The sequence below is a fragment of the Micromonospora sp. KC606 genome (genome assembly GCF_004348675.1).
Classification (GTDB): domain Bacteria; phylum Actinomycetota; class Actinomycetes; order Mycobacteriales; family Micromonosporaceae; genus Micromonospora.
Map to the genome: position 1 here is coordinate 1 of NZ_SMKN01000187.1, position 11,087 is coordinate 11,087.

Here is an 11,087-nt window from a genome sequence, read left to right on the forward strand (position 1 = left end):
GGCTTGGGGGAGTCGGGCGTTGCACCAGACGCGGGTACGCACGGACTGGCGGTCCTCCTCGGAGAGGGTGGTTTCGCCGAAGTCGATGGCGAGCACGTGGCCGAGGGACCGGCGCAGCGCCATGGCCAGGGCGGCGGCCTGGTCGACGCTGGTCAGCGTGGTCGGCAGGTGAATGATCCAGTGAGGCTCGTTCACGGGTGCCACCGGCTGTTCGGGGTTACCCGGGTGTGCCGGCAGCCGGCGTGCCGCGACTGCCACTGCCGCAACGCCTGGCGGATGCGTTCTCCCTCGGTGTTGGCGGTGCACAGGTCGCGGGTGAGCCGTTCCAGCTCGTCGGCGAGCCGGTCGAGGTAGGCGTACACCTGCTCGGGGTCGAGGCCGCGCCACCGGCGACGATCGAAGGTGGCGGCGCGAGCGTGCTGCGGCAGCAGGCGTTGCATGGCTCGGTAGATCACAACTGTCTCTCCTTTCGGTGTCCGTCGGGATGCCGTGGTTCGATCGGGCCGGGCTGCGGCACGGGGGCGGGCGGGGTCGACCGGCACGACCGCGCGCGTGGCGTACAGGCCGGAGCCCGGCACCCGCCCCGGGCCCGTCTTCCGCTCGGGGAGTCCGCTCAGGCGGTCGCTGGTTCCGCGCCGGACAACCCGCCGGTGTAGGCCGCCAGCGCCGCGACGGCCGTGGTCAGGCTCTCCGCCATCAGGCCGAGCTGTTCGGCGGCGCGCTGCCACTGATCGGCCACCGTCTCGTCGACCAGGCCGGGCCGGTCCGCGTCGAGAAGCTGCTGCCCGGCGGTGGTGATCCGGGCCGGGAACTGCCCGATCCGGGTGGCCGCCGCGCCCAACTGGTCCCGCACGGTGTCCAGCGCCGTCACCAGCCCACCGATGGTGACCGGGCTCTCGTTGCCGGCGTCGGCACGCAGCCGACCGACCCCGTCCCTGAGCTGCTGTTCCGCGTCGCCGGCCAGGTCGAGGGCGTCCTCTCCGCTGCGCCGGGCCTGCCGGATGGCAGGGTGCGCGCAGCCCGCGCTCATCCGTTCCAGCAGCACCGTGGCGGCGGCGACCGCGAGGTACGCCTCGCGCAGCTCACCGGTCACCTGCTCGGCCGCCCAGATCGCGCTGGCGGCGGCACGTCCGAGTCCGTCATGGTGTGACTCTCCTTGTTGTGGGTGGGGGTGCCGGGGCAGCACGACGACCGGCCCGGAGGGGGTTGGGTCGTTTGTACGTGCTGCCCCAGCGCTGTCCGGGTGAGACCCGGAGGATGAGCCGCCCTTGTTTGCCGACGAGGGCCGCCTCGGCTTCAACATATGATACCTAGTGTCTTAAGTGCAAGACTTGGAACACCAAGAACTTGATGTCATAAGCAAGGAGTGGTCAGATGGTGGTGCCGACGAGGGAGCACTGCCATGTCTGTTACGCCGCACTACGTCCGTATCGCTACCGAGATTCGAGACCGGATCCGTTCCGGCGACTTGAAGCCCGGTGACAAGCTGCCGTCGATCTCCGAACTCTGTGACCACTACGACGTCTCCACCCAGGTCATCCGCTCGGCAATGTTGACGTTGCGCGCTGAGGGTCTGGTTGAGGGTCACCAGGGTCTCGGGGTCTTCGTGCGCGATCGGTCTGACGACCCGAAGTGATCATGCGGTCGCCAGTGGCCTTCGGTAATGCCGAGGGCTGCGATCTGCGTCGATACCCGATAGTGTCCATCCGGTCACATGCGCGTGGTCAGGTAAGTGGGATGGCACGGAGGGTGTTTTGTTCAGGTGCAGCTTCGGATCGCTATGCCAGGTTGCTGGTGCCGATGACTGGCGCTCTGGCTCCTAGCTCTGATGGCGGGCGACGATGAGCGTCGGTGAAGTCAAAGCGGCCCTGGGCGCTGCCGTTGAGGCTGCGCGCCAGGGCCGTAGGGTTCTCGACCTGGCTGTGTCCCAGGCCGAGTCCGCCACCAGAGAAGCCGCTGAGGTTCTGCGAGGCGGTCAGCATGAAGAGGTGACCCGCATTCATCATGCGCTCGGCTCTGCTGCGGCCGAGGTGGCACCCACTCGCCGGCGGTTCGACGCTGCTGCTGAGAAGATCGGCGACTACCTTTCCCGACTCGGATGACCGGGGTCGGCGAGGTCGTCGCGCAACTCCTTGCTATACAGGGAAAGCTGGACGAGGCGGTCGTAACCGCCTTACGGGCACAGGCGGACGCCGAACAGGCGTTCGTGCACCTCGCAGAGGTTCGGCGTGGTGGCGGCGACCAACGGCTGAAGGCCGCTGTGGCTGACGTCGAAGTAGCCCGGGACAAGGCGGGCCGTTACGCACGCCTGCTGGCGGACGCTGCGCGGCATATCGGCGCTTACGTAAATGTCCTTGCCCCTGGTGCCGCACCGTCCGAGGCCCCGGCAGAGAATGCAGCTCCCTCTGGTGAACGTCTGGTGACCGAGGCGGAGGCCCGTGGACGCCGAGCCGACATCGCCTGGCGGAGGCAGGTCCAGAAGGCCGATGACACTGAGGACAGCCTCAAGAATGCCGAGAGCAATGCCAAGGAGGTGTTCAAGTTCTTCAAGCAGCAGCACCGCGATCAGGGCGGCACCGCCACGGGAACTACACCTCACCAGCACGCTCCCGCTCAGGAGCGCCCTCAGGTCGACAACCCTGTCACAGCGGCCGTCATGGCGGCGGGTGCGCTCGCGGTGGTTGCGAAGGCGGTGTGGAACCATGGCAGGAACCGACGAGCCAGGAAACGGAACGAGGATGCTCAATCCTGATCTGTTGGAATACGTCCGGACGATGATCCGGGGTGACTATGCCGCGAACGACGTCGTTGAGGCCCGGCTCGATGCCGATGGCTGGGACGGCTTCCCTCGGTTTCTCGCGGCCCTGTTCTTCGTGGCGGTCGATCGACGCTTCGGTACGGCAGCGGGTCCGCCGGAGGTCATCAAGTTCGTCGGTGATCTGCGTGCTGGCCTCGGTGAGGGCGGCCCCGACATTCAACCCGACGCCGCCGAACGGCTGATCCTGTCGATCATCGACCCGTCGGTCGACTACTCGATCAGTCAGGACATGATCGGCCGGATCCAGGCCGCCACCATCCAGAAGATCCTCACCGAGGAGGATCTCAGCGACGCGGAGTTGGATGCGTTGCTGGCCGAGGCGGCCGAACTCGCCCAGCGAGAGTGAACACCCACCGCCTGGTGCCGCCACATGGCACTGCGGACGCGCTGGTCCCGTCCCCAGCTCGCTACTGGTGAAGTGCGGGCTGAGGGGGCGGCACCACCTTGTCGAGCTGCCGTTCAAGGCTGAGCGGATCGTCGAAGAACTCGACGTCGCTGACCGTGCGGAGTTCGGCGACGATCGCTGCCGGCCAGTCCCGCGCCGAGCCGTCAAGGGCCGCGACCCGACTCTCTTTCGCGATCTCCGACAGGCCGAAAACGTGATAGCAGTGCTCAGCGGCCTGATCGGGGTCGCGCAGGCTGACAGCCTGCACGTATGCCGCCTTGCCGTCATTCGCGACTCGTAGGGTGACCGAGCGGTTGCGCCCCGATTTCAGTGGAATCGGGGCGTCTCGCTGGAGCTTGCGGCTGCGGCCCGCCCAGGCGGTGACCCGGTCAGTCACGCGATCAACAAACCTGGTCCCGGCCTGGCGGGGAGCGAGCCAACGGAGCTGGTCGGTCCGTAGCGATGCCTGGGCGACGTCGAGGACCAGCCGGCCCAGGTCGTCGGCATCCCCGAAGGTCGCGATTTCGCCAGGTGCGGCGTCGATCCCGTTGAGGCCACTGCCGGCCATGATTTCGGCGAACGCCTCGGCCGCTCGTCCGGCGAACAGGTTCACTCCCGCCATCGTCAACAGGGAGGCTGCGGTGGCTCGGTCGGTGACCCGGTAGCCAGCGCCCATCGGCTCGACAAGCACCCGTACACCGTCCCCGTCGCCGTAGCTCAGCGGCAGGTCGACCAACAGCCCATCGCCGTACGGGTGGACGACGGTGTTGTCGTTGACAGCCCGGAGGACAGCGCCGATGACAGTCGTGGAATTCACGATCATCTCCCTCCTCGTGGCTCACACCAGACGAAGTCGTCCCCGATCGCGATGAAGCACTCCGCAGCGAACGCTTCCAGGATCGCACGGTACGTGCCGGGTGCGACCCTTGGTTGCAGCGGAACGGCCGGGATGTCGTCTGGCTCGTAGGCGCCTTCCTCGCCGCCGCCGGGCTCATTGCGGTGCTTGTGGGTGCCCGGAAAGGGGCGATGCGGGGTGTTCAGGCAGAGCCGGCGGGCAGAGAAGCCCGTCCGGCCGTCACCGGCGAGATACTGAAGCGCCGGCTCGCTCGGCTTCAGCTCGTTGACCGTCATGCGTAGCCGGCAGGGAGCAAGCACCGGGATGGCGGTCTGGACCCGGACGATGCCCTCTCTTACCACCGGGCTCTTGGCGGTCCAGGTGATGCCTCCGACCGTCACCGCCGCCGCGAGTGGCGACAGCAGGGTGCCCAAATTGGCAGCCGTCATCAGGTGGGACACCTGCCGACTCACAAGCGCGCCCCTTCTCGTCCACGGGACCAGGTCTGCATGCGGTCCACGGGTGTGGGGTGCCTGCCGGATCAGCAGCCGAGGCCAAGATGTCCACGTCGCTGCGGTGGCCTCTGGCGTGCCGATACGAGGCGACCTCGCTCCGCGTGCCGACACGGACACTATCCGAGAGGGTCGTGATGGTGCAGTCCTGGCAGTCGGGTCGAGTCGACAACCTGACATCGGTGCGGAAAGCTTGATCGCTGGGTACCGTCGACCGACGCCAGCGTCGTAGCGTTACGGACTCGGACGAAATGGATCAAGACGGTGGGGACGACGCTACGTGATCACTGGTGAGCTGAAGAGCAGGGTCGACCGGATCTGGGACACCTTCTGGTCGGGCGGCATCTCCAACCCGTTGGAGGTGATCGAGCAAATCACCTACCTGCTGTTCATCCGGCGGCTGGACGAGCTGCATATCTTGGCGCTGAACAAGGCCGCGCGCACAGGCCAGCCCATCGAGCGACCGATCTTTCCCGACGGCGACGACCCCAAGGGCAAACCGTATGAGGCATTGCGCTGGTCGAACTTCAAGAACGCCGAGCCGGGCGAGATGTTCGAGATCGTCGGACAGCACGTCTTCCCGTTCCTTCGCACGCTCGGCGGAGACGGCTCGACCTACTCGACCCACATGAAGGACGCCCGCTTCACCATCCCCAACGCGGCGTTGCTGTCCCGGGTGGTCGACATGCTCGACGGCGTGTCGATGGAAGACCGCGACACCAAGGGTGACCTGTACGAATACCTGCTCAGTAAGATCGCCACCGCTGGCCACAACGGACAGTTCCGCACCCCCCGGCACATCATCCGGCTGATGGTGGAGATGATCGGCCCCGGCCCGGACGACACCATCTGCGACCCGGCCTGCGGCAGCGCCGGCTTCCTGATGGAGGCCAGCGAGTACGTCCGCCGGGAGCACCCCTACCTCTTCCATGACCCGAAGCGCAACCGGCACTACCACCACGAGATGTTCCACGGCTTCGACTTCGACAGCACGATGCTCCGGGTCGGCAGCATGAACATGCTGCTGCACGGCGTCGAGAACCCGATCATCGAGTACCGCGACTCATTGGCGCAGAGTGCTAGCGACGAGGCCGAGAAGTACTCGATCATCCTGGCCAACCCGCCGTTCGCCGGCAGCATCGACTACGAGAGCACCGCCCGGGACCTGCTCCAGGTCGTCAGGACGAAGAAGACCGAACTGCTCTTCCTGGTGCTCTTCCTGCGGCTGCTCAAGCCGGGCGGCCAGGCAGCGGTGATCGTGCCGGAAGGGGTGCTGTTCGGGTCGAGTAAGGCACACAAGGAGATCCGCCGCATCCTCGTGGAGGACCACAAGCTCGACGCGGTGGTGAAGCTCCCCGGTGGTGCGTTCAGGCCGTATACGGGAGTCTCCGCCGCCATCCTGTTCTTCACGAAGACCAACAGCGGTGGCACCGACGACGTCTGGTTCTACGAGGTGACTGCCGACGGGTGGAGCCTGGACGACAAGCGGACACCGCTGCTGCCCGAGGAAAAGCTCGGCCCCAAGCCAAAGGTTGACCTCACTGAGGCCGACCACGCCGCGAACAATCTGCCGGACGTGCTCACCCGCTGGGCGCAGCGCAACGGCGACGAGCGAAAGCGGGCACGGGCCGAACAGAGTTTCTGCGTGCCGAAGGACGGCATCGTAGCCCAGGGCTACGACCTCAGTCTTAGTCGCTACAAGGAAGTTGTTCATAAGAAGGTCGAGCATCGACCGCCGCATGAAATCTTCAGTGACCTCGATCGTCTCGAATCGGAAATTCAGCAGGGCATGTCTGACCTGAAGGCGATACTTGGATGAGCGCACTTCCAGTCGGTTGGGAAGTTCTCCCTCTAGAGGCAATCGCTGAGGTTCGACTAGGGCGTCAGCGTTCGCCGAAGAACCATGCGGGCGACCATATGCGGCCATATGTCAGAGCTGCGAATGTTGGTTGGCGTGGCTTGTTGTTGAATGACGTCAAGATGATGAACTTTACCGACGCCGAGATGGAGGTATATCGCCTTCTGGAAGGTGATTTGCTGCTCAATGAGGCGTCAGGCAGTGCGGCAGAGGTGGGAAAGCCTGCGATATGGCGTGGTGAGATTGAGGACTGTGCGTTCCAAAACACCTTGATTCGAGTGCGTCCTCGCGCTATTGAGTCGGATTACTTGTTGCATTACTTCCGGTACACTGCAATGAGGGGAGGATTTGCCGCCGCGTCTCGTGGCGTCGGTATCCATCATCTTGGTCGGGAAACCCTTTCCTCGTGGGAAGTGCCTTGCCCTCCACCAAGGGAGCGGAAAAGAATAGTTGATGTGCTGGATCGTGCGGACGCGCTCCGCGCCCAGCGTCGAGAAGCGCTCATGTTGCTCGATCGCCTGTTTCAATCCGCATTCCATAGCGCTTTTGGTGATCCGATCAAGAATGATCGCGGCTGGCCGGTCACGGTAGTGGCTGAGGCAGGTCGAGTGCAGTTGGGGCGGCAACGGGCTCCGCAGTACCAGACCGGGAAGTATTCAACTCCATACGTCCGAGTAGCAAACGTCTACGAGAATCAGATAGATCTCTCGGACTTGCTGGCTATGGACTTTGGCGCTGCCGACTTCTCTAACTATCAGCTGAAGCATGGGGATATTTTACTCAATGAAGGGCAGAGTATCGAACTGGTTGGCAGGCCTGCTATGTGGCGGGATGAGATTGAAAACTGCTGCTTCCAAAATACGTTAGTCCGTTTTCAGGCAAGACGTGAACTGGTGAACCCGAGCTTCGCGTTGGCTGTTTTCCTCGCCTATTTTCGATCAGGGGAGTTTTCGAAGATTAGTAGCAAGACCTCCAACGTGGCACATCTCGGTGCAAGTCGGTTCTCGGCTATGCCGTTTCCAGTGCCTCCGCTGCACCTTCAGGAAAAATTTGCGAAGCAGGCTTCCATGATCGAACGGCTGAAGGCAGCGCACCAGGCGAGCCTCGCCGAGTTGGATGCGTTGTTCGCTTCGCTTCAGGATAGGGCCTTTCGCGGAGCGTTGTGATGTGCGACTATCGAGGGCTGTCCACGCGCCGGGGGGATCTTCGTCGATGAGCAACTTCGCGTTCCTGCGCACCGAGTGGCCCGAGCTGTTCGCCGAGGCCGAGCAGGCCGAGCTGAACGCCGTGGTCAACCCGCGTACCGCCTGCTTCTACGCTCGTCGGTGCCTGGAGCAGGCGCTCAAGTGGCTTTATCGCGCCGATGACACGTTGCAGGAGCCGAGCGACAAGCGGCTGGTCGCGCTGATCACCGCGCCGACGATGATGAAGTTGGTCGGGTCGACGCTCACCGCGAAGATGCAGATCATTCGGATCAAGAGCAACAAGGCCGTACACGAGAACGGCCCGGTGACCGCGCAGGTTGCCGACCAGGTGATCCGTGAGCTGTTCCACCTGACGTACTGGATCGCCCGCACCTACACCCGCGACCCGGCCGCCGTGCCCCCGGCGGCCCTGGCCTTCGACCCCGCGCTTATGCCGCGCCCGGCCGACGTGCGAGCCCAGAGCCGGGCCGAGGTCCGCGCGCTGGACGAGCGGCTCGCCGCCCAGGACGCCGCGCTGGCTGCGGCGGAGGCCGCCAACGTCGACCTCGACGCGCAGCTCGCCGCCCTGCGCCAGCAGATTGCGGCGGCGAAGGCCGCCAACGCGGCACGGCCCGACGAGCACGACTACAACGAGCAGGAAACCCGCGACCGATACATCGACGTGTTGCTCGGCGAGGCGGGTTGGTCGCTGGACCAGGAGCGTGACCGGGAGTTCCCGGTCACCGGCCTGCCGCGTGGCTCCGGCAACGGCCGGGTCGACTACGTGCTGTGGGGCGCCGACGGTAGGCCCCTCGCCGTCGTCGAGGCCAAGCGCACCCGTCGCGACCCGCTGATCGGCCAGCAGCAGGCCAAGGAGTACGCCGACGCGCTGGAGGCGACGTACGGCCAGCGCCCGGTCATCTTCTACACCAACGGCTACGAGACCTGGCTGTGGGAGGACGACCGCTATCCACCCCGTCCGGTGCACGGTTTCTACACCCGCGAGGAGCTTCAGTTGCTGGTGCAGCGGCGGGCCGCCCGGCAGCGGCTCGCAGGCCTGACCATTGATGGCGACATCGTCGAGCGGCACTACCAGCAGCGGGCCATCCGCCGGATCGCGGAGACCTTCGAGGTCGACGCGCAGCGCAAAGCGCTGGTGGTGATGGCCACCGGGGCGGGTAAGACCCGCACCGTCATCGCCCTGGTCGAGCTGCTGATGCGGGCCAACTGGGTCAAGCGGGTGCTCTTCCTGGCCGACCGGGTGGCCCTGGTCGACCAGGCCGCGCGGGCGTTCAAGGAGCACCTGCCGCACGCCACCACGGTCAACCTGACCGACGACAAGGTGGGCGAGGGGCGGGTCTACGTCTCGACGTACCCGACCATGCTGGGTCTGATCAACCAGACCGACGGCGGGCGGCGGCGGTTCGGCCCCGGCCACTTCGACCTGGTCGTCATCGACGAGGCGCACCGCTCGGTCTACCAGAAGTACCGGGCGATCTTCTCGTACTTCGACTCCCTGCTGGTCGGGCTGACCGCCACACCGAAAGACGAGGTCGACCGCAACACGTACGGCCTGTTCGACCTCGCCGACGGCGTCCCCACCGACGCCTACACGCTGGAGGAGGCCGTCAAGGAGAAGTATCTCGTCCCGCCCCGGGCCGTCGCGGTCGACCTGCGTATCCAGCGCACCGGCCTGCGCTACGACGAGCTGACCGACGACGAGAAGGACGAGTGGGACGCCCTGGAGTGGGGTGACGGCGACGTCCCCGACGAGGTGGCCGCCGAGGCAGTCAACAGTTGGTTCTTCAACGCCGACACCGTCGACAAGGTGCTGGAGTACCTGATGACCCGGGGGCACCGGGTCGCCGGGGGTGACCGGATCGGCAAGACGATCATCTTCGCCAAGAACAACCGGCACGCCAAGGTCATCGCCGAGCGCTTCGACGCCAACTATCCGCACTACCGGGGCGAGTTCGCGCGGATCATCACCCACCAGGTCGTGGGCGCCCAAGGGCTGATCGACGCCTTCTCGAACCCGGACCGGCAGCCGCACATCGCCATCTCGGTCGACATGCTGGACACCGGAATCGATGTCCCCGACGTCGTCAATTTGGTGTTCTTCAAGATCGTGCGGTCGAAGACGAAGTTCGCGCAGATGCTCGGACGGGGCACCCGCCTGCGCCCCGACCTCTACGCCCCGGGCGTCCACAAGAAGGACTTCTTCGTCTTCGACTTCTGCGGCAACTTCGAGTACTTCGGCCAGAACCCGCCCACCACCGAGGGCTCGCTCAGCCCATCGCTCACCGAGCGGCTCTTCAAGGCCAAGGTCGAGCTGGTCAACCAGCTCGACCAACGCCGGCCCTCCGGTGCCGCCGACAGCAACGCCGTCGACGGTACGCACACCGAGGCCGGTTTGCGCTGGGACCTTGCGCGCGAGCTGCACCGTCGGGTCCAGGCCATGCGCCTGGACAACATCGTGGTACGCCCGCACCGCCGGCTGGTCGAGTACTTCGTCGACTTCGAACACTGGCACCGGCTGACGCCGGAGGTATCCGCCCAGCTCGCCGCCGACCTTGCCGGCCTGCCCAGCGAGGTGCGGGACGACGGCGAGGAGGCCAAGCGGTTCGACCTGCTCATCCTGCGCTTGCAACTCGGCCTGCTCGTCCCGGACGGCCGGTTCAACCGCCACCGCACCGAGGTGCAGGAGATCGCCTCTGCCCTGTTGGAGCAGACCACCATTCCGGTGATCCGCGCCCGGGAGGAGTTGCTCCGCGAGGTGGCCGGCGACGAATGGTGGCAGGACGTCACGCTGCCCATGCTGGAGTTGGCCCGACGGCGTATTCGTGACCTGGTCCGGCTGGTTCCCAAAGCTCGCCGGGCCGTCGTCTACACCAACTTCGCCGACGAGATCGACCAGATCGTTGATCTGCCGTTCGTCGGGGTCAGTACCGGCACCGACCTGGACCGGTTCCGCGAGAAGGTGCGCGTCTACCTGCGTACTCACGAGGACCACCTGGCCGTGCAGAAGCTGCGCCGCAACCGCCAGCTCTCTGTCGCCGACCTGACCGAGTTGGAGCGGATGCTTGGCGAGAGTGGCGTCGGCGACAAGCAGGACATCGACCAGGCCCGGCGGGCGTCGGAAGGGCTCGGCCTGTTCGTCCGTTCCCTGGTGGGGCTGGACCGGGAGGCCGCGCGGGAGGCATTCAGCGAGTTCCTGACCGGCCGGACGCTCAACGCCGCTCAGCTCGACTTCATCAACCTGATCATCAACGACCTGACCGCCAACGGTGTGATGGAGCCGGGTCGCCTCTACGAGTCGCCGTTCAACTCGCTCGCGCCGCACGGCCCCGAGGTGTTGTTCCCGTCGGCGGACGTGGATCGGCTGTGCGCGATCCTCGCCGTCGTCAAGCGCAACGCGACACCTGCTGGCGCAGCCGCCTGACGAAGGTCACATCGACGGTATCCCGCCGTCCGGTTCGGCGACGGCTCAGAGGG

The 11,087-nt window shown here is 65.7% G+C and carries 12 protein-coding genes; 7 read left to right on the plus strand and 5 right to left on the minus strand.

The genetic code is table 11. The features are described 5' to 3' along the window. From E1193_RS25100 to E1193_RS25110, 3 genes are all read right to left on the minus strand, one after another. The coding region (locus tag E1193_RS25100; RefSeq protein WP_132185650.1) for a hypothetical protein at positions 1–204 on the minus strand (204 nt) is incomplete at its 3' end. Then, positions 192–440, minus strand: coding sequence for a DivIVA domain-containing protein (locus tag E1193_RS25105; protein ID WP_132185659.1), 249 nt, complete (start codon positions 438–440; stop codon positions 192–194). The genes E1193_RS25105 and E1193_RS25100, both read right to left, overlap by 13 nt. Positions 441–613: 173 nt before the next feature. Continuing rightward, positions 614–1,093 carry a hypothetical protein gene (locus tag E1193_RS25110; RefSeq protein WP_243707879.1) on the minus strand — a complete coding sequence of 160 codons (480 nt, stop codon included), beginning with the start codon at positions 1,091–1,093 and terminating at the stop codon, positions 614–616. 309 nt (positions 1,094–1,402) lie between these two features. Between E1193_RS25110 and E1193_RS25115 the strand changes: the two genes are divergently transcribed. From E1193_RS25115 to E1193_RS25130, 4 genes are all read left to right on the plus strand, one after another. Beyond that, the gene (locus tag E1193_RS25115; RefSeq protein ID WP_132185651.1) at positions 1,403–1,636 is read left to right on the plus strand and encodes a winged helix-turn-helix domain-containing protein; all 234 of its coding nucleotides are present in this window, start codon (positions 1,403–1,405) and stop codon (positions 1,634–1,636) included. Positions 1,637–1,841: 205 nt separating this feature from the next. Then, entirely contained in the window at positions 1,842–2,102 is a 261-nt protein-coding gene (locus tag E1193_RS25120) for a hypothetical protein (RefSeq protein WP_132185652.1), read from the plus strand. Then, positions 2,099–2,752: a hypothetical protein gene (locus E1193_RS25125; RefSeq protein ID WP_132185653.1), complete on the plus strand. Its 654-nt coding sequence runs from the start codon at positions 2,099–2,101 to the stop codon at positions 2,750–2,752. The genes E1193_RS25120 and E1193_RS25125 overlap by 4 nt, the downstream gene beginning before the upstream one ends. After that, positions 2,703–3,164 carry a hypothetical protein gene (locus E1193_RS25130; RefSeq protein WP_243707880.1) on the plus strand — a complete coding sequence of 154 codons (462 nt, stop codon included), beginning with the start codon at positions 2,703–2,705 and terminating at the stop codon, positions 3,162–3,164. The genes E1193_RS25125 and E1193_RS25130 overlap by 50 nt, the downstream gene beginning before the upstream one ends. A 61-nt stretch (positions 3,165–3,225) precedes the next feature. Here the strand turns inward: E1193_RS25130 and E1193_RS25135 are convergent, their stop codons facing one another. Next, positions 3,226–3,939: a hypothetical protein gene (locus tag E1193_RS25135; RefSeq protein ID WP_132185654.1), complete on the minus strand. Its 714-nt coding sequence runs from the start codon at positions 3,937–3,939 to the stop codon at positions 3,226–3,228. A gap of 83 nt (positions 3,940–4,022) precedes the next feature. Then, on the minus strand, positions 4,023–4,487 hold the full coding sequence (locus tag E1193_RS25140; protein WP_132185655.1) for a hypothetical protein: 465 nt from the start codon (positions 4,485–4,487) through the stop codon (positions 4,023–4,025). 343 nt (positions 4,488–4,830) lie between these two features. Here E1193_RS25140 and E1193_RS25145 point away from each other — a divergent pair, with 343 nt between their 5' ends. The 3 genes from E1193_RS25145 to E1193_RS25155 are packed head-to-tail and all read left to right on the plus strand — an operon-like array spanning position 4,831 to position 11,034. Next, complete coding sequence (locus E1193_RS25145) at positions 4,831–6,369, plus strand: class I SAM-dependent DNA methyltransferase (protein WP_132185656.1); 1,539 nt, start codon at positions 4,831–4,833, stop codon at positions 6,367–6,369. Then, positions 6,366–7,574, plus strand: coding sequence for a restriction endonuclease subunit S (locus tag E1193_RS25150; RefSeq protein WP_132185657.1), 1,209 nt, complete (start codon positions 6,366–6,368; stop codon positions 7,572–7,574). The genes E1193_RS25145 and E1193_RS25150 overlap by 4 nt, the downstream gene beginning before the upstream one ends. 46 nt (positions 7,575–7,620) lie before the next feature. Continuing rightward, on the plus strand, positions 7,621–11,034 hold the full coding sequence (locus E1193_RS25155) for a DEAD/DEAH box helicase family protein (RefSeq protein WP_132185658.1): 3,414 nt from the start codon (positions 7,621–7,623) through the stop codon (positions 11,032–11,034). Positions 11,035–11,087 lie beyond the last annotated feature (53 nt).